This window comes from Roseovarius sp., from assembly GCF_965228755.1.
Taxonomy (GTDB): Bacteria; Pseudomonadota; Alphaproteobacteria; order Rhodobacterales; family Rhodobacteraceae; genus Roseovarius.
Genome location: NZ_CBDDIG010000013.1, coordinates 45,177 through 63,887, shown reverse-complemented (window position 1 = coordinate 63,887; position 18,711 = coordinate 45,177). Strand labels below are relative to the sequence as shown.

Annotated in this window: 17 protein-coding genes; 5 read left to right on the top strand and 12 right to left on the bottom strand. The window is 66.0% G+C overall.

Features of this window, described 5'->3' with window-relative positions; translation table 11 throughout:
* Positions 1-107: 107 nt before the first annotated feature.
* The gene (locus ACO07J_RS18610; RefSeq protein WP_422031732.1) at positions 108-1,505 is read right to left on the bottom strand and encodes an aspartate aminotransferase family protein; all 1,398 of its coding nucleotides are present in this window, start codon (positions 1,503-1,505) and stop codon (positions 108-110) included.
* Positions 1,506-1,595: 90 nt separating this feature from the next.
* Positions 1,596-2,303 carry a GntR family transcriptional regulator gene (locus ACO07J_RS18605; RefSeq protein WP_422031730.1) on the bottom strand — a complete coding sequence of 236 codons (708 nt, stop codon included), beginning with the start codon at positions 2,301-2,303 and terminating at the stop codon, positions 1,596-1,598.
* Positions 2,304-2,448: 145 nt separating this feature from the next.
* Between ACO07J_RS18605 and ACO07J_RS18600 the strand changes: the two genes are divergently transcribed.
* The 5 genes from ACO07J_RS18600 to ACO07J_RS18580 all read left to right on the top strand — a co-directional run bounded on the left by ACO07J_RS18600 (position 2,449) and on the right by ACO07J_RS18580 (position 7,854).
* Entirely contained in the window at positions 2,449-3,534 is a 1,086-nt protein-coding gene (locus ACO07J_RS18600; RefSeq protein WP_422031728.1) for a polyamine ABC transporter substrate-binding protein, read from the top strand.
* 69 nt (positions 3,535-3,603) lie between these two features.
* Positions 3,604-4,728, top strand: a complete 1,125-nt coding sequence (locus tag ACO07J_RS18595) for an ABC transporter ATP-binding protein (protein WP_422031726.1) — start codon at positions 3,604-3,606, stop codon at positions 4,726-4,728.
* Positions 4,729-4,731: 3 nt separating this feature from the next.
* The gene (locus ACO07J_RS18590) at positions 4,732-5,622 is read left to right on the top strand and encodes an ABC transporter permease subunit (RefSeq protein ID WP_422031724.1); all 891 of its coding nucleotides are present in this window, start codon (positions 4,732-4,734) and stop codon (positions 5,620-5,622) included.
* An 82-nt stretch (positions 5,623-5,704) separates the two neighbouring features.
* Positions 5,705-6,520, top strand: a complete 816-nt coding sequence (locus ACO07J_RS18585; protein WP_422031722.1) for an ABC transporter permease — start codon at positions 5,705-5,707, stop codon at positions 6,518-6,520.
* Entirely contained in the window at positions 6,517-7,854 is a 1,338-nt protein-coding gene (locus tag ACO07J_RS18580; RefSeq protein WP_422031720.1) for an NAD(P)/FAD-dependent oxidoreductase, read from the top strand. The genes ACO07J_RS18585 and ACO07J_RS18580 overlap by 4 nt, the downstream gene beginning before the upstream one ends.
* A 7-nt stretch (positions 7,855-7,861) precedes the next feature.
* Here ACO07J_RS18580 and ACO07J_RS18575 read toward each other — a convergent pair whose 3' ends face one another.
* The 10 genes from ACO07J_RS18575 to ACO07J_RS18530 all read right to left on the bottom strand — a co-directional run bounded on the left by ACO07J_RS18575 (position 7,862) and on the right by ACO07J_RS18530 (position 18,518).
* Positions 7,862-8,812 carry a DMT family transporter gene (locus ACO07J_RS18575; RefSeq protein WP_422031718.1) on the bottom strand — a complete coding sequence of 317 codons (951 nt, stop codon included), beginning with the start codon at positions 8,810-8,812 and terminating at the stop codon, positions 7,862-7,864.
* Positions 8,813-9,114: 302 nt separating this feature from the next.
* Positions 9,115-10,107 (bottom strand): GlxA family transcriptional regulator, encoded by a 993-nt coding sequence (locus ACO07J_RS18570; RefSeq protein WP_422031716.1) that lies wholly within the window; start codon positions 10,105-10,107, stop codon positions 9,115-9,117.
* A 13-nt stretch (positions 10,108-10,120) separates the two neighbouring features.
* A complete protein-coding gene (tdh, locus tag ACO07J_RS18565; protein ID WP_422033436.1) occupies positions 10,121-11,143 on the bottom strand; it encodes an L-threonine 3-dehydrogenase in 1,023 nt (340 codons plus the stop codon).
* Between the two features lie 16 nt (positions 11,144-11,159).
* Positions 11,160-12,083, bottom strand: coding sequence for a PLP-dependent cysteine synthase family protein (locus tag ACO07J_RS18560; protein WP_422031714.1), 924 nt, complete (start codon positions 12,081-12,083; stop codon positions 11,160-11,162).
* Positions 12,080-13,276, bottom strand: coding sequence for a glycine C-acetyltransferase (locus ACO07J_RS18555; RefSeq protein WP_422031712.1), 1,197 nt, complete (start codon positions 13,274-13,276; stop codon positions 12,080-12,082). Before ACO07J_RS18555 ends, ACO07J_RS18560 begins: the two co-directional genes overlap by 4 nt.
* A gap of 163 nt (positions 13,277-13,439) precedes the next feature.
* The gene (locus ACO07J_RS18550; RefSeq protein ID WP_422031710.1) at positions 13,440-15,440 is read right to left on the bottom strand and encodes a hydantoinase/oxoprolinase N-terminal domain-containing protein; all 2,001 of its coding nucleotides are present in this window, start codon (positions 15,438-15,440) and stop codon (positions 13,440-13,442) included.
* Between the two features lie 44 nt (positions 15,441-15,484).
* The gene (queG, locus tag ACO07J_RS18545; RefSeq protein WP_422031708.1) at positions 15,485-16,540 is read right to left on the bottom strand and encodes a tRNA epoxyqueuosine(34) reductase QueG; all 1,056 of its coding nucleotides are present in this window, start codon (positions 16,538-16,540) and stop codon (positions 15,485-15,487) included.
* A gap of 89 nt (positions 16,541-16,629) precedes the next feature.
* Complete coding sequence (locus ACO07J_RS18540; RefSeq protein ID WP_422033434.1) at positions 16,630-17,295, bottom strand: glutathione S-transferase family protein; 666 nt, start codon at positions 17,293-17,295, stop codon at positions 16,630-16,632.
* A gap of 59 nt (positions 17,296-17,354) precedes the next feature.
* Positions 17,355-18,086, bottom strand: a complete 732-nt coding sequence (gene mtgA / locus ACO07J_RS18535) for a monofunctional biosynthetic peptidoglycan transglycosylase (protein WP_422031706.1) — start codon at positions 18,084-18,086, stop codon at positions 17,355-17,357.
* Positions 18,087-18,146: 60 nt separating this feature from the next.
* The gene (locus ACO07J_RS18530) at positions 18,147-18,518 is read right to left on the bottom strand and encodes a DUF4189 domain-containing protein (protein WP_422031704.1); all 372 of its coding nucleotides are present in this window, start codon (positions 18,516-18,518) and stop codon (positions 18,147-18,149) included.
* Positions 18,519-18,711: the final 193 nt, after the last annotated feature.

Sequence of the window (18,711 nt, the reverse complement as noted above, 5' to 3'; positions counted from 1 at the left end):
CCCCGTAGGCCGGGCTTCAGCCCGGCATCACTCGGCCCCAAACGCAAAAAAGGCAGCCAACCCGGCTGCCTTTTCCTTGATTAGACCCTATCCCGGCCCAACAAGCCTCAGTTCGCCGCCTTCATAAGCCCTTCGTCCTGAAGCTGCTTATGCGCCAGGTCGAGCGCCTTCCAAGCCCGCTCGGCCAGCATGTCGACCTCCTCCCTGGTGATCACCAGCGGCGGCGAAATCACCATCCGGTCGCCCACGTGGCGCATCACCAGCCCGTTGGCAAAGCAATGCTCGCGGCAGATCAGCCCGGCCGTCCCCTTGTCGGCGGCAAAGGCCGCGCGGCTCTCCTTGTGCGGCGTCAGCGCGATCGAGCCCATCAAGCCCTGGATCTTCGCCTCGCCCACCAGCGGGTGATCGGCCAGCGCCTCCCACTTGCCCTTGAGATACGGCGCCGTCTCCTTCCCGGCCCGCTCGACGATCCCTTCCTCGTCCAGCAGCCGCAGGTTCTCCAGCGCCACGGCACAGGCCACGGGATGCCCCGAATAGGTATAGCCATGCGCGAACTCGCAGCCGTTCAGCACCTCTGCCACCTCGTCACACACGACCGACCCGCCGATCGGCGCATAGCCCGAGCTCAGGCCCTTGGCGATCGTCATGATATGCGGCTTGATGCCGAAGCTCTCGCAGGCGAACCAATCGCCCGTCCGCCCGAACCCGCAAATCACCTCGTCGGCGATCAGCAGGATACCGTACTTGTCACAAATCCGCTGGATCTCCGGCCAGTAGCTCTTCGGCGGAATGATCACGCCGCCGGCACCCTGGATCGGCTCGCCGATGAACGCGGCCACCTTCTCCGGGCCCAGCTCCTCGATCTTCTCCTCCAGCTCCCGCGCGCGCATCAGCCCGAATTCCTCCGGGTCCATGTCGCCGCCCTCGGCGTACCAGTGCGGCTGGTTGATGTGGTGGATATTCTCGATCGGCAGGTCGCCCTGCTCGTGCATCGGCACCATGCCGCCAAGGCTGGCGCTGCCCATGCTCGACCCGTGATAGGCATTCTTGCGCGAGATCACGATCTTGCGCTCCGGCTGGCCCTTCTCGGCCCAGTAAGTCCGCACGAGGCGAAGGTTCGTGTCGTTCGCCTCCGACCCCGAGCTGGCAAAGAACGTGTGGTTCAGATCATAGGGCGTCAGCGCCGCGATCTTCTCGGCCAGCGCGATGGCCGGCACGTGGGTCGTCTGGAAGAAGGTGTTGTAATAGGGCAGCTCCTTCATCTGCCGCGCCGCCGCCTCGGCCAGCTCGTCGCGGCCGTACCCGAGGTTCACGCACCACAGCCCCGCCATCGCGTCCAGCATCTCGTTGCCTTCGCTGTCGGTTAGCGTCACGCCCTTGGCCCGGGTGATGACGCGCACGCCCTTCTTGTTCAGGTCGTTGCCGTGGGTGAACGGATGCAGGTGGTGCGCCGCGTCGAGCGCCTGCAGTTCAGCCGTGGGCATGTGATTGGTGATCATCGTCATGGCAAAACCTCTTCTGGCAGGAATCACGTGAATGCGGCCTCTGCCGCGGTCACGACCAGAATATGATCAAATTAATCAATGTCAATCGAATCAGGTCGCAGGCCCCGGTTTGCCGAAAGACAGCCGCACCTGCTCCATCCCCTGCACCACGTCGTCGCAGATCGCCCGCGCCGCGCGCTCGCCGTCGCCGGCCCGCATCGCGTCGAGCACCTCCTTGTGCTTGTCCGGCAGGTTCTGCGTCCCCATACGCCCACAGACCACCCGAAGCGACGGTCCGAATCGCAGCCACAGCCCGTCGGCCATGTTCGCCAGGATCGGCTGATCGGCCAGGTCATAGATCGCCTTGTGAAACGAGTAGTTGCGCTCCAGGTAAATCCGCAGGTCCCCAGTCTCGATCGCCAGGTCCAGCTCGGCATCCAGATCGGCCAGCTGGTCCAGGTCTTCCTTGCTCGCCCGCTCGGTCGCGCATTGGGTCAGGTAGGGGTCAAGCCATTGGCGCGCAACGATTAACTCGCTGACATGATTCGCCGTCAGTTGCGGCACCGAAACCCGCCTGTTGCCCTGGAACTCCAGCGCCCCTTCCGCGATCAGCCGCCGGATCGCCTCGCGCACGGGCGTCATGCCCGCGTTCAAACGGTCGGTCAGCCCCTGGATGGTCACCGGCTGCCCCGGCGCAAGGTCGCCGAACAGAACCAGCGCCCGCAACTGCCGGTAAATCAGCTCATGCGCCGGCAAACGCCCGGTATCTTCCCCCGGAGCGCCCATTTTCTGTGCCGCGATCTGCAGTCGTCGGTTCATGTTTTCACCCACCTCACACCTGTTCTTGCGAGTTTAACGGCAAGGTGGAAACATTACTATATTGCCATGCCCGGAAAATTTTGATCAAATCCGCGGCAGGGCATGACACGATGCCGATCCAACGCCGATCCAACGGGAGAATGACATGAGATCGCTGATACTGACGACCGCCGCCACGCTTGCACTGGGCACGGTCGCCGCCTCCGCCCAGGAGGTACGCGTCTACAACTGGTCCGACTATATCGACGAGGACCTGCTCGCCAAGTTCGAGGAGGAAACAGGCCTCGACCTCGTCTACGACGTCTTCGATTCGAACGAAGTGCTCGAAACCAAGATGCTCGCCGGCGGCTCGGGCTACGACGTGGTCGTCCCCTCCGGCACCTTCCTGCAACGCCAGATCCAGGCCGGCGCCTTCCAGAAGCTCGACAAGGAACAACTCCCCAACCTCGAGCATATGTGGGACACCATCCAGGAACGCACCGACGCCTATGACCCGGGCGCCGAATACTCGATCAACTACATGTGGGGCACCACCGGCCTCGGCGTGAATGTCGACAAGGTCACCGAAGCGCTGGGCGAAGACGCGCCCATGGGCTCGCTCGACCTGATCTTCGACCCCGCCAACATGGAAAAGCTGGCCTCCTGCGGCGTCCACGTCCTCGACGCCCCGACCGAGCTGATCCCGGCGGCGCTCGCCTATATCGGCGAAGACCCCGACAGCCACGATCCCGACGTGATCGCCAAGGTCGAACCGGTGCTGGAAGCGGTCCGCCCGCATATCCTCAAGTTCCACAGCTCCGAATACATCAACGCGCTCGCCAACGGTGACATCTGCGTCGCCTTCGGCTGGTCCGGCGACATCCTCCAGGCCCGCGACCGCGCCGACGAGGCCGACAACGGCGTCACCATCGCCTACAACGCGCCAAAGGAAGGCGCGCTGATGTGGTTCGACCAGATGGCCATCCCGGTCGACGCCCCCAACCCCGAGGGTGCGCACACCTTCCTCAACTTCATCATGGATCCCGAGAACATCGCCGCGGCGTCGAACTACGTCTACTACGCCAACGGCAACAAGGCCTCGCAGGAGCACCTGGTCGAGGACGTGATCGGCGACCCGGCGATCTACCCGGATGAGGAAACACTAGAGAACCTCTACACCACCACGCCCTACCCGGCGAAGGTGCAGCGGGTCGTCACCCGCCTCTGGACCAAGATCAAGTCGGGCACCTAAGACCCGCCTTTCCGGCCCGCGCGACCACCCGCGCGGGCCCCTTTCCACATGCAAAATCGGGGAACAGGCATGGGGCAGACCGTTTTCGAGCCGTGGAACGACCCGGACGCCAAACCGCTGATCCAGTTCAGGAACGTCAGCAAGCGCTTCGGCGACTTCACCGCCATCGACAACCAGTCCTTCGACATCTACGAGCGTGAATTCTTCGCCCTTCTCGGCCCCTCGGGCTGTGGCAAGACCACGATGATGCGCATGCTCGCGGGCTTCGAGACCCCGACCGAGGGCACCATCCTCCTCGGCGGACAGGACATCGCGCCGATCCCGCCCAACAAGCGCGCCGTGAACATGATGTTCCAGTCCTACGCGCTCTTCCCCCACCTCTCCGTCTGGGAAAACATCGCCTTCGGCCTCAAGCGCGACCGCCGGCCCAAGGACGAGATCGACTCCCGCGTCGCCGAAATGCTCAAGCTCACAAGGCTCGAACAGTTCGCCCGCCGCAAACCCCACCAGATTTCCGGCGGCCAGCGCCAGCGCGTCGCCCTCGCCCGCTCTCTCGCCAAGGCGCCCAAGCTCCTCCTCCTCGACGAACCGCTCGGCGCCCTCGACGCCAAGCTGCGCCAGGACACCCAGTTCGAGCTGATGGATATCCAGGAGAAGACCGGCACCACCTTCGTCATCGTCACCCACGATCAGGAAGAGGCGATGACCGTCGCCTCCCGCGTCGCGGTGATGGATCACGGCAAGATCGTCCAGGCCGACATCCCAGCGAAGATCTACGAACAGCCCAATTCCGTCTACGTCGCCGATTTCATCGGCGAGGTCACGATCATCGACGGCACCGCCACCAAGGTCGAGAACGGCCACGAGATCGACTTCGCCGAGGGCCAGCCCAAGCTCTTCTGCCAGACCGACAAGCAGCTCGCCAACGGCCAGTCCTGCCACATCGCCATCCGGCCCGAGAAAGTCTCTATTTCAGCGGAAAAGCCCGCCGACCGCCGCAACATCCTGCAGGGCAAGATCCACGACATCGCCTATCTCGGCAACATCTCGACCTACCACGTCAAGCTCGCCAACGGCAAAATCGTCAAGGCGCAAACCGCCAACACCCGCCGCCTCGCCCACCGGCCCTTCACCTGGGAAGACGACGTCTACCTGAGCTGGTCCGATACCGCCGGCGTCCTGCTGGAGCGCTGAGAGATGCGCCGCGCCGTCCTCATCCTCGTCCCCTACCTCTGGCTGCTGGCGCTGTTCCTCGTGCCCTTCCTGATCGTCCTCAAGATCAGCCTGTCGGACATCGCCCTCGCCATCCCGCCCTACACCCCCACGCTCGACCTCTCGGCCGGCTGGCAGGGCATCAAGGACTTCTTCGCCGAGCTCGATTTCGAGAATTTCGAGTTCCTCACCACCGACGATCTCTACTGGAAGGCCTACCTCTCCTCCGTCAAGATCGCGGCCATCGCCACGTTCCTCACCCTCTGCGTCGGCTACCCCATCGCCTACGGCATGGCGAACGCCCCCGATCACTGGCGCCCGACCCTGATGATGCTGGTGATCCTCCCCTTCTGGACCAGCTTCCTGATCCGCGTCTATTCCTGGATGGGGATCCTGTCGACCGAGGGCTATCTCAACCAGCTCCTCCTCGGCCTCGGCGTGATCTCGACGCCGCTCACCATCCTCAACACCAACACCGCCGTCTATATCGGCATCGTCTACACCTACCTGCCCTTCATGATCCTGCCCATCTACGCGGCGCTCGAACGGCTCGACGGCTCGCTTCTCGAAGCGGCCGAAGATCTCGGCTGTTCCCGCATCTCGGCCTTCTGGCTGGTGACCGTGCCGCTCTCGAAGAACGGCATCATCGCCGGCTGCTTCCTCGTCTTCATCCCCACGATCGGCGAATTCGTCATCCCCTCGCTGCTCGGCGGCTCACGCACACTGATGATCGGCAAGGTGTTGTGGGAGGAGTTCTTCAACAACCGCGACTGGCCCGTCGCCTCCGCCGTGGCCGTCATCCTGCTGCTGATCCTGATCATCCCGATCATCCTCTTCCAGCGGAACGAACAGAAACAGCGGGAGGCCGAGCAATGACGACGACCGCGCCCCCGAAATCTTCAAAAGATTTCGAACAGATTTCTTTTCAAGAAATCGCCCCCCACCCGGAGGCCACCGCATGAGACGCCTCACCTGGTTCAACGCCACTTCCCTGACCCTCGGCTTCGCCTTCCTCTACCTGCCGATGGTCATCCTGGTGATCTTCAGCTTCAACGCCTCCAAGCTCGTCACCGTCTGGGCCGGCTTCTCGACCCGCTGGTACGGCGAACTCCTCGGCAACGAGGCCTTCCTCGACGCCGCCTGGGTCACGCTTCAGGTCGCCGTCGTCAGCTCCACCATCGCCACCATCCTCGGCACCATGGCGGCCTATGTGCTCGTCCGCGCCGGCCGCTTCGCCGGGCGCACCCTCTTCTCCGGCATGATCTACGCCCCCCTCGTCATGCCCGAGGTCATCACCGGCCTCTCGCTCCTCCTCCTTTTCATCGGCATCGGGCTCGACCGCGGGGTGTTCACCATCATCCTCGCCCATACCACCTTCTCGATGTGCTACGTCTCGGTCGTCGTCTCCTCCCGGCTGGTCAGCTTCGACCGCTCGCTCGAAGAGGCCGCGCTCGACCTCGGCTGCACCGCGGCCGAGGCGTTCCGCCTCGTCACCCTGCCGATCATCGCCCCCGCCGTCATCTCCGGCTGGCTGCTGGCCTTCACCCTGTCGCTCGACGACCTCGTGATCGCCTCCTTCACCGCCGGCCCCTCCTCCACCACCCTGCCGATCAAGATCTGGTCGTCGATCCGCCTGGGGGTCAGCCCGGAAATCAACGCGCTGTCCACCATCCTGATCGCCATCGTCACGGTCGGCGTCATCACCGCCTCGCTGATCTCCAAGCGGGCCACCCTGCGCCAGCGGGCCGACGAACAGGCAGCCATACGCACATGACCGAACTCGCCCGCATCTGGGAAGCACAGGCCTACGGCCCCGAACCGATCCGCGATTGCTGGTGGGCCGATACCGTGGCGCCCGGCGACTGGCCCGCGCTCGACGGCGACACCACCACCGACGTCGTCATCGTCGGCGCCGGCTTCACCGGCCTCTCCGCCGCCCTCCACCTCGCCGAGGCCGGCGTGGGCGTCACCGTGCTCGACGCCCAGCACCCGTTCTGGGGCGCCTCGGGCCGCAATGGCGGCTTCAACTGCCTCGGCGGCGCCAAGGCCAGCCACGAGGAGATCGCCAGGAAATTCGGCCAGTCCGAAATGCTCGACTATGCCAAGGCAGAGCGCGCCGCCGTCGAAACCGTGGGCCAGCTCGTCGACCGGCTCGACCTCGATGTCGACCGCCATTCCGACGGCGAAACCCAGCTCGCCCACCGGCCGAAGGATTTCGCCGCCATGCGCGCCCATGCCGGTCATATCAAGCAGGTCTACGGCGTCGAGCCCACCATCATCCCGCCCGATGAACTGGCCCAGTCCGGCCTCAACGGCCCCTTCCACGGCGCGGTGACCAACCCGATCGGCTTCGCCCTCAACCCCCGCAAATACGCCCGCGGCCTCGCCCACGCGGCCCGCGACGCCGGCGCCGCCATCCACGGCCACTCCGCCGTCACCGCCATCGAACCCCGCGCCGACGGCTACCGCCTGCACACCGCCTCCGGCACCGTCCGGGCGAAAAAATTCATCCTCGCCACCAACGGCTACAGCTCCGACAACCTGCCCGCGTGGATGGCCTCGCGCTACCTGCCCACGCAATCCAGCGTCATCGTCACCCGCCCCATGACGCAGGAGGAGTTGACGGCCCAGGGCTGGACCAGCCACCAGATGTGCTTCGACAGCCGCCACCTGCTGCACTATTTCCGCCTGATGCCCGACAACCGGATGCTTTTCGGCATGCGCGGCGGGCTCAGCCACACCGACACCACCGAAGCCACCATCCGCAAGAAGATCCGCGCCGATTTCGACGCCATGTTCCCGGCCTGGCGCCATGTCGAAACGCCCCACTACTGGTCCGGCTTCGTCTGCCTCTCGCGTGACCTGCTGCCCTATGCCGGCCCGATCCCCGGCATGGAGGGGGGCTTCGCCGCCTTCGCCTACCACGGCAACGGCGTCTCGATGGGCAGCTACTCGGGCACGCTCCTCGCCGACCTCGTGCAGGGCAAGTCACCGTCCACCCCCTACCCGGCGCCGATGCGCCACACGCCCCGCCGCTTCCCGCTCGGCCGCTACCGCCGCCTGCTGATGCGCCCCGCCTACCTGAAATACGCCCTGTCCGACATCTGACCCGGGCTCAGCCCTGCGGCGTCTTCGCCTCCCGCGCCTTGCCCCGCTGGATCCCCAGGTGCCGTTCCCGCAGGATGATGATCAGCCCGGCCAAAATCACCAGCGCCGCGCCAAGCAGCATCGGCCGCGTCGGCACCTCGTCGAAAATGACATAGCCGATCACGATGGCAAACAACATCGAGGCATAATCGAACGGCGCGATGACGCTCGCATCGGCAAACCGATAGGCCGAGGTGATGAAGATCTGCGCCAGCCCCCCGATCAGCCCGGCCAGCACCAGCAGCACCGCCTCCCGCCCCTCGGGCATGACCCAGGCAAACGGCGTGCCCGGCATGGCGAACCCGATCAGCATCGTCACCAGCGACAGGATGGTCGAGGTCATCGAGAAATAGAACACGATCGCGCTGGTCTGCTCGGTCTGCACCAGCTTGCGGATGTAGATCTGCGCCAGCGCCGCACAGGTCGCGCCCAGCAGCACCAGCACCGCGCCCACCGCCTCCGCCGTCTGCACCGTCGGCCCGGAAAGCATGGTCAGCCGCGGCGCCAGCACGATCAGCACGCCCACAAGGCCCAGCGCCACCGCCCCGATCCGGAACACCCCCACCTTCTCGTCAAGGAACATCGCCGCGAAAACCACCACCAGCAGCGGCGCAGTATAGCCCAGCGCCGTCACCTCCGGCAGCGGCAGCAACCCCAGCCCGGCAAACATCAGCGCCATCGCCGTGGTCCCGACCACCCCGCGCCAGAAATGCGCCATCGGCGATTTCACCTTCAGCCCGGTCGCCAGGTCCCGCCGCACCGCCAGCCAGATCAGGATCACCGGAATGGCAAAGAGCGAGCGAAAGAACACCGCCTCGCCGGGCGGCACGTGATCCGCCGTCGCCTTGATCAGCGCCGACATGACGATGAACAGCAACACGGCACATAGCTTGAGGGCAATGCCCTTGAACGGGGCCATCGGCGCATCTCCTTGCCCCTTGATTGGCCCGCCGCCGCCCAAAGGTCAACTCCGCCGCGCGCAACCCAGCCATGCGCCGCCTGCCTCACGGTCGGATGCCTCCGGCGGGGAGTTCGCGGACTTCCCGGAAACTCTCCAGTGGAGAGTTTCGTCCGTGAACGGGCGGAGCCCACGCCAGAAGAAGCGGGGCACGTGCCAGTTTCTTCTGGCCGGAAGTATCCCGGGGAGTTTGAGGGGCTGGCCCCTCAAGGCCTGCGTGGCCCGAACGCAAACCAACCGGATGCGCCCTGAAGGCGCGCCGCCTACCCGCCGCCCTCCGCCGCCCACAACAGCTTGCGCCCGCCCGCCTCCTTGCCGGGCGTCACGCCGAACGCCGCCTTGTAGCTGCGCGAGAAATGCGAGGGGCTGACAAACCCGCACAGCACGCTCACCTCCGCCACCGACAGCTCGGTCTGCCGCAACACCTGCCTTGCCCGTTCCAGCCGCAGCGACAGGTAGTATTTCCCCGGCGACGTCCCCAGGTGCTTCGCGAACAGCCGCTCGAGCTGCCGCGTCGACACGCCCACCGCGTCCGCCACCTCGTCCGGGCCCAGCGGCTCCTCGACATTGTTGCGCATCGTCTCCACCGCCAGCGCCAGCTTGCGGTCGCGCACGCCGGTCCGGTCCTGCACCGGAATGCGCTGCGACTGGCTGTGATCGCGCGGCGCGGTATAGACCATCTGCTCCGCCACCCAGTCGGAAATCTCCTGCCCGTAATCCTCGTGAATCAGGTGCAGCATCAGGTCCATCGACGACGCGCCCCCGGCACAGGAAAACACCCGCCCGTCGACCGAGAAGATCTTGTCCTCGATGCTCACCCGCGGCAGCGCCTCGACCAGCGCGGTCTTGTACTCCCAATGGGTCGATATCCGCTTCCCCGCGATCAGCCCGGCCAGCGCCAGCGTATAGGCCCCGCTCGACAGCGACCCGAAGCTCAGCCCCTTCCGCGTCTCCCGCCTGAGCCACGCCAGAACCGGCTTCGTGCTCCCTACCGCGACGTCCTCCCCGGCACAGACCACCAGCGTGTCGTCCCGCCGCAGCTCGCACAGCCCGTCATCGACCTGCACCGTCACCCCGTTCCACGCGGCCGCCGCCCCGCCATCGGCACTCACCAGCTTCCAGGTATAGTACGTCCGCCCGCCCGCATGCCGGTTGGCCAGCGTCAGCGCCTCCAGCGCACAGGTGAACCCCAGCATCGAGAAGCCGGGGATCAACAGGAACACGTAACGCTTCGGCTTCTCCTCCGCGGCGGTCATGCCCGGCCCCGTCCTACCAATCCATCACGACCTTGCCGGAATTGCCCGAGATCATCGCCTCGAACCCCGCCTCGTAATCGTCGATGGAAATCCGGTGCGTGATCAGCCCGCTCACATCCAGCCCCGACTGCACCAGCGCGATCATCTTGTACCAGGTCTCGTACATCTCGCGGCCGTAGATGCCCTTGATATGCAGCATCCGGAAAATCACCGTGTTCCAGTCCACCGGAAACTCCGTCGGCGCGATCCCCAGCAACGCGACCTTCCCGCCATTGTTCATCCGCGAGATCATCTGCTGCATGGCGGCACTCGCCCCCGACATCTCGAGCCCCACGTCGAACCCCTCGGTCATGCCGATCTCGTCCATCACGTCCCGAAGCTGCTGCTTCGAAACGTCGACGACATATTGCACGCCCATCTCCCGCGCGAGGTTCAGCCGGTAAGGGTTGATATCCGTGATCACCACCTTCCGCGCGCCGACCTTCTGCGCCACCAGCGCCCCCATGATCCCGATCGGCCCGGCGCCGGTCACAAGCACATCCTCCCCCACGAGGTCAAAGCTCAGCGCCGTATGCACCGCGTTGCCGAACGGGTCGAAGATCGCCGCGATCTCGTCCGGCACATCCTCCGGAATCGGCACCACGTTGCTCTCCGGAATGCACAGGTACTCGGCAAAGCTCCCCGGCCGGTTCACGCCGACCCCCTTGGTGTTCCGGCACAGATGCCCCCGGCCCGCCCGGCAATTCCGGCAGGCCCCGCAGACGATATGCCCTTCGCCGGAAACCCTCTGGCCGATCCGGTATTTCACCGCCGCCGCCCCGGTATCGACGATCTCGCCCACGAACTCGTGCCCCACCACCATCGGCACCGGCACCGTCTTGGCGCTGAACTCGTCCCATTTCCAGATATGCACATCCGTCCCGCAAATGGCCGATTTCTTCACCTTGATCAGCACATCCGCCGGCCCCGGCTCCGGCACGGGCACGTATTCCATCCACAGCCCCGGCTCCGGCTTCGCCTTCACCAGCGCCTTCATCTCGTTCTGCATCGCGCTACTCCCACAAATCCGTGCTGAGATACTTGAGCCCGCTGTCGCACACCACGAAGGCGACACAGCCACCGCTTTCCTTGCCTTGTAAAAGCCTTACCGCCGCGGCCAGGTTCGCCCCGGCGGAATACCCGCCGAAGATCCCCTCCATCCGCGCCAGAAGCCTCGCATGCTCCGCCGCCTCCGCGCCAGAAACAGTCTCTGTTCCGGCCAAACTCACGCCATCCAGATGCACCAGGTCCGGCATCGAATACCCGCCCCCCTGGATCGGATGCGCCGCCCGGTCCGGCTCCACCGCGTAACACCGCACGCCCTTCTCCCCGAAGAACCTCGCCGCGCCACCCAGCGTGCCGCCAGACCCGATAAAATCGCAAAACGCCGTCACCGCCCCTTCCGACTGCCCCCAGATCTCCGGCGCCGTTCCGGTCTCATGCGCCCGCGGATTGCCTTCCCTTGCAAACTGATCCGCCCGAAACGCCCCGCGCTCCGCCGTGATCCGCTGCGCCGCCTCTTCCACCAGTGCCAGGTCCGCCCCCGAAACCTCGCCCCGTTTCGAGCCTTCCGCCTGTGGCACCAGGACAACCTCCGCCCCCAGCGCCCGCATCATCCTGGCCCGCTCCTCGGAATTCCCCTCGCTCATCACCGCCACGAACGGATGCCCCAGCACCCCGCAGACGATCGACAGCCCGGTCCCCATGTTGCCCGAGGTCAGCTCCACCACCGTCTGCCCCTCGGCCAACTCCTCACTCTCCCGCGCCGCCTCGACAATCGCCCTGGCCGCCCGGTCCTTCTTGGAAAACCCCGGCAACAGGTAATCCAGCTTCGCCAGCAGCCGCCCTTCAAGCCCCAATGCGTCTCTGACCCGGCTCAACTCGACCAGCGGCGTACCGCCCATCGCGCCCATGACCGACGGCAAAACCCCACTCACGAGATCACCCCCAGCTCCCGCCCGACCTCCTCGAACGCATCAATCGCCCGGTCCAGCATTTCCCGCGTCAGCGCCGCGCTCATCTGCGTCCGGATCCGGTCCTGCCCCTTCGGCACCACCGGGAAGCTGAACGCGGTCACGTAAACCCCCTTCTCGTTCAACTTCGCCGCCATCTCCTGCGCCAGCTTCGGATCGCGCAGCATCACCGGAATGATCGCATGCTCCCCCGGTAACAACTCGAAGCCCAACGCCCCCATCCGCTCCCGGAAATACGCCGCGTTCTCCCACAACTGCGCCCTGAGCGCCGCGCCATCCTCCAGCAAATCGAACACCTTCAAAGACGCCCCCGCAATCACCGGCGCCAGCGTGTTGGAAAACAGGTAGGGCCGCGACCGCTGCCGCAGCCAGTCCACCACCTTGCCACTCGCCGCCGTAAACCCGCCCGAGGCACCCCCCAGTGCCTTGCCCAGCGTCCCGGTGATGATGTCCACCCGGCCCATCACCCCGCAATGCTCATGCGTGCCCCGACCGGTCTCGCCCACGAACCCCGTCGCATGGCAATCGTCGATCATCACCATCGCGTCGTACTTGTCCGCCAGGTCACAGATCTCCGCCAGCTTGGCGTAATACCCGTCCATCGAGAACACGCCATCCGTGGCAATCAGCCGATGCCGTGCCCCCTCCGCCTCCTTCAGACACCGCTCCAGGTCGGCCATGTCCGAATTCGCATACCGATACCGCTGCGCCTTGCACAGCCGCACCCCGTCGATGATGCTCGCATGGTTCAGCGCATCCGAGATGATCGCGTCCTCCGGCCCCAGGATCGTCTCGAACAAACCCGCATTGGCATCGAACGCCGCGGCGTAGAGAATGGCATCCTCCATCCCCAGATACGCCGCCACCCGCGCCTCGAGCGCCTTGTGCTCCTCCTGCGTCCCGCAGATGAACCGCACGCTCGCCATCCCGAACCCGTAGCGATCCAGCGCATCATGCGCCGCCGCGATCACCCGCGCATCGTCCGCCAGCCCGAGGTAGTTGTTGGCACAAAGGTTCACCACCTCCCTGCCGCCCGCCAGCGTCACCTCCCCGGCCTGCATCGACGTGATCACACGCTCGGTCTTGTAAAGCCCCTCGGCCTTCAACTCCTCCAGCCGCTCTCCCAGGTCCCCGTCAAACCTCTCGCCCGCACGCATCGCTCGCTCTCCTTTTTCCAGTCCCCGGGGCTTCTTCTGGCCGGAAATATCCCGGGGGAATCGCCGCCCCGCGGCGATGGGGGCAGCGCCCCCAACTCCATATCCAGGCGCACCGCCTCTCCCTTAAGGCTTCCCGCGCAATCACCCCGCCGTCAACCGCAAGCTAACCGGCAATCCGCGGACGCCCGCTCGCCTCCACCGTGATCTCCGCCTCCAGGAACACCTCCCGCGCCTCCGCCTGCGCCACCTTCATCTCCCGCGACGCGCTCACATGGATATCCTGAGCCCCGGCCCGCTCGGCTTCGGCCCGCGCGTCCGACTCAAGTGCCCCCTGCAAGGCCGCCATCGCCGCCTCCGCATCGCTGAAATCCTCCGGCCCGCGCTCCAGGTGCACCCGGAACCGCCCCTCTGCCGGGCTCGTCACAGTCCCGCTCCGCCGGATCGTCACCCGACCGACGACCGCGCCGATCGCATTCGCCACCCCGGCATGCTCCGGCAACACCATCCGGCACGACAACCGCTCGCCCACCGCCCCGTAATAGGCCGGCGCCGAGGCACCCAGGCCGACAACAGGCAGGTTCAGCCCCGCCTCCAGCCGCATCAAACCCCGGTGATGGTCCAGCCCCTTCTGCAACAGCACATGCCGCGCCAGCGCCTCCGGCGACAACCCGAAATCCACCTCCTCCTCGGCAAAAGCAGTCTCCAACAAGGCCAAACTCGTCTGATGCGTCAGCTGGTCGATGATCATCTGCGCCATCGCCATCGGCTCGGGGTTCAACCGATTGCCACTCCCCGTCCGCTTCCGCCCGATCAGCGCCACCGCCTTCTCGGCCGCCTCCCCGTCCCACTGCGCCTGCCGCCCCAGCACATGCGCCGCGTCCGACGGCGTCACGCCCGAGACCTGCACCAGGCCCCGCTTCACCAGCCGCATCAGCCCGGCCATCTCCAGCCGCGTCTTCAGCACCGCGCCCAGCGGTTGCACCCCGTCGCCGATCCGCTCCAGCAGCGCCGCATCCTTCGCCTGCAAACCGCCAGCCTCTACCCCCGGCACCGCCCGCACGAACCGCGCGTCATGCTCGCAGGGCGTCTCGCTCCGCAACTGCTCGTCCAGCACGCGGTGCACCAGCTCCGGCGCCTCCACCGCGATCAGGCTCACCGGCACCACCCGCCGCGGCCCCAGCCTCACACCACCGATCAGCCCCTCGTCCATCACGTGAACTTCGCTGTCCCCGCCAAGGCCCGTCGTCCGCATCGCCACGGCTTCCACCATCGTCCGCCATGGCCCGACCCTCGCCCCGGCAGGGTCGATCGCCGGCTTGCCACCCCGCAACACGGCAACATCCGTCGTCGTCCCGCCAATGTCGGACACCAGCGCCTCCGTCTCACCCGTCATCCAGCACGCGCCCACGATACTCGCCGCCGGCCCGCTCAGGATCGTCTCGATCGGCCGCTCCTTCGCCTGCCCCGCCGAGATCAGCGCGCCATCGCCCCGCACCACCATCAGCGGCGCATGGATCCCCAGTTCGACAAGCTTGCCCTCCGCCTTCTCGATCAGACGCGCGATCATCCCGATCAGCCGCGCGTTCAGCACCGCCGTCAGTGCCCGCTTCGGCCCGTTCAGCCGCGCCGACAGGTGATGCGAGCACGACACCGGCTTGCCCGTCGCCGCCCGGATCATCTCCGCCGCCCGCAGCTCATGCGCCGGGTTCCGCGTCGCGAACTGGCTCGCCACGGCAAAGCCGGAAACGCCCATATCAGTCTCTAACCATGCCCAAAGCGCCGCTTCATCCAGCTTTGCCGCCTCTCCGCCTGCATGGGAATGCCCACCCGCGATCACCAGCGCCGGATCACCCCCCAACGCCTCGCGCAGCCCGTGCCCCTCGAGGTCACGCTCCCGGAACCCGATATAGACAAGCCCCACGCGCCCGCCCTGCCCCTCGACCAGCGCATTGGTCGCCAGCGTCGTCGAGAGGGAGGCCAGCCCGATCTCCGCCACATCCGCCCCGCTCTCCTTCAGAACGGCCGCCACCGCCTTGCCGATCCCCTCGGCCAGGTCGTGCCGCGTGGTCAGCGCCTTGGCGCTCGCCACCACCTCGCGCTCATCCCTGATCAGAACGGCATCCGTATAGGTCCCGCCGGTATCGACCCCCAGCAAAAGCGCCATGCGCCTCTCTCCTTGTGCTTCGCTGTCAGCGGTTTACCGGCTTTTCAGCCCCGGTCCATCCCGTTTGCGGCATCATCCAGTCGCCCCACCGCCCAGCGCGCCGCATCCGCCACCGTGGCGTCCGGATCCTCGCACAACCCCTGCGCCACCGGCCGCAGCGCCGGCGCCCCCGAATTGCCGATCGCGTAAAGCACGTTCCGCACGAACCGGTCCCGCCCGATCCGCTTGATCGGGCTGCCCGAAAATCGCTCGCGAAACCCGGCATCGTCCAGCGCCGCCAGCTCCGCCAGCCCCGGCGCCGTCAGGTCGTCGCGGGCGTGATATTTCACCTCCCGCGCCTCGACCGCGAACTTGTTCCACGGGCACACCGCCAGGCAATCGTCGCAGCCATAGATCCGGTTGCCCATCTTCGCCCGCAGCTCTTCGTCCACCGGCCCCTTGTGCTCGATCGTCAGGTAGGAAATGCACCGCCTCGCATCGAGCTGATAAGGCGCCGGGAACGCCTCTGTGGGGCAGACATCCAGGCACGCCCGGCACGACCCGCAATGGTCGCTTTCGGCGGGATCAGTCTCTAGTTCCAGCGTCGTGAACACCGACCCGATAAAGAACCAGTTGCCCAGCTCCCGGCTCAGCAGGTTGGTATGCTTGCCTTGCCACCCCAGCCCCGCCGCCTGCCCCAGCGGCTTCTCCGGCACGGGCGCCGTGTCGACGAAAACTTTCACATCCCCGCCGCCTTCCGCAATCAGCCACCGCGCCAACCGCTTCAGCCGCTTCTTGACCGTGTCGTGATAATCCCTGTTCCGCGCGTAAACCGACACCGTGCCGACCTCCGGCTCATTAAGCGTCGCCATCGGGTCCACATCCGGCGTGTAACTCTCCCCCAGCACGATCACCGACTGCGCCTCGGGCCACAGAACCTGCGGCGCCCCGCGCCAGTGGCTCCGCTCCGCCAGCCACCCCATCTGCCCGTGCCGCCCCTTGTCGAGAAACTCCGCCAGCCGCCCCGGCACCTGCGGCACATCCCAAGGCCGGCACACCCGGCACGCGTCAAACCCCTCCTCGAGGGCCCGCGCCACAAGCCTGTCCTTCAGATCACCCATGCTTCTTCTGGCCGGAAATATCCCGGGGGAGGCGTTGAAGCCCGCAGGGGTTCAACGACGGGGGCAGCGCCCCCGAACACGGTCCACGATCAGAAATCCAGGTCCGCATAATGCGCCGGCTGCGGAAACCCCGGGATCTGGTCCGCCAGGATCCCCCTGAAGGCCGGCCGCGACTTGATCTTCGCATACCAGTCCTTCACGATCTCCGACCGGTTCCAGTCCACGTCACGGATATAATCCAGCGAGCTCAGATGCGCGGCCGCCGTGAAATCCGCCAGCGTCATCACGTCCCCGGCCAGCCACCGCCGCTGGTCCAGCAGCCAGGTCATGTAATCGAGGTGGAACTTGATCGCCTTCGCCCCGGCCTTCACGTTCGAGCTGTCCGGAAACCCCTGTTTCATCACCTTCTTGTTCACCCGCTCATAGAGCAGGTTCGAGGTGACCTCGCTGTGAAACTTGTCGTCGAACCAGCTGACCAGCCGCCGCACCTCGTACCGCGCCTCGGCCGATTTCGGCATCAGGGGCGGCTCGGGATACTTTTCCTCGATATATTCACAGATCGGCGTGCTCTCCGCCATCATCCGGTCGTCGAGCTTCAGCACCGGCACCTTGCCCGCCGGGTTGCGGCGCAGGAAATCCGGGCTCTGCTCCCAGTATTTCTCCTCCACCAGCTCGCACTCGATCCGCTTCTCGGCCAGCACGAGCCGCACCTTGCGGCAAAAGGGGGAAAGGGGAACGTGATAAAGCTTTGCCATGACCGTCTTGCTGTTCTGCGCCGGGCTGCGTTCCTCCATGCCCGGAATATCGGCGTATTTCAATCCTCGAAACAGGCCGATCTCCCGTCGCGGCGGATCGTGGCCGCCCCGTCTAGGATCGAAGCCGCCCGTTTCCGGACATAGGCCGAGGGGTTCGCGGCCGACCGTCCCTTCGGGTCCGGAAGCACCGCCGCCAGCCGCGCCGCCTGCGTCGGCGAAAGCTTGTCCGGCCCCACGCCGAAGTAATGCCGCGCCGCCGCCTCGACCCCGAACACCCCCTCGTCGAACTCCGCGACGTTGAGATAGACCTCGATGATCCGCCGCTTCGGCCAGACGATCTCGACCACCGGCGTGATCATCGCCTCCAGCGCCTTCCGAAGCCAGTTCCGCCCGTGCCACAGGTACACGTTCTTCACCGTCTGCTGGCTGATGGTCGAGGCGCCGCGCCCGCTGCCCTCCTCGATCGCACTGCGGATCGCCGACATGTCGAACCCCCAGTGGTTGCAGAACTCCGCATCCTCCGCCGCCACCGCCGCCCGCGCCATCACCGGCGCGATGTTCTTCAGCGGCACCCACACGTGGTCGATCCGGCCCAGCCGCGCCTCTTCCTGCCGCATGTAGATCGTCTTGGGCGGGTTCAGCACCCGGTGCGCGACGATCATGCACCCCGCCACCAGCGCCACCAGCAGGATCAGCCGCACGCCCCAGCGCCACGCAAGCGCCAACGGGCGAAACCCCCGTTTCGCCCGGCCGCCCGTCTTTTTCGTCTTTGCCGGTTTGCGCTTGGCCATCCCGTGTCCGCTACAGCGCCCGCAGGTGTCTTTCAATACCGGCGATCCGGATCCCGCGCGTCAGAACGAACAGGCCCAGACCCGGATCGAACACCCGTAATCGTACTGGTTGCAGTATCCCATGGCGATGTTCTCGGCCCCGGCGCGGCTCGGGCTGTGACCCCAGCCCCAGCCATTGTTGGCGCCCACGGCCATCGCCGCGCAGGTATTGTAGAAGGTCTTGATCTGCGTGCAATTGCCCCCGCATTCCTGGTTGACGCGGTTATACGCCTCCTGCTGCGACGGGTAGCTGTGCGACCAGCCATAAGCCCCCCCCGGGCCAAAGCCCACCGCACCCCAGCAATACTGATACCCGCACTGCCCGGCCGCCACCGGCCCGGCCGCAAGGCCAAGCGCCGCAACGGCGCCGGAAATAAACAAACGAATTTTCATTAGTGATTCTCCCAGTTACCCTGGGTCAGTATCCGCCATTTCCGGATTTTCGCCAAACTTCAGCAACTTGGGAAAGTCATATTATTAACCCGCAGGTCCGCACCGCCCCTGCGATGGCACCGGTCACGGCGTTCTTCTTGGTCCAAATATCCCCGCCGGAGGCATCCGACAGCACGCCGGGCCACAGGCGGCG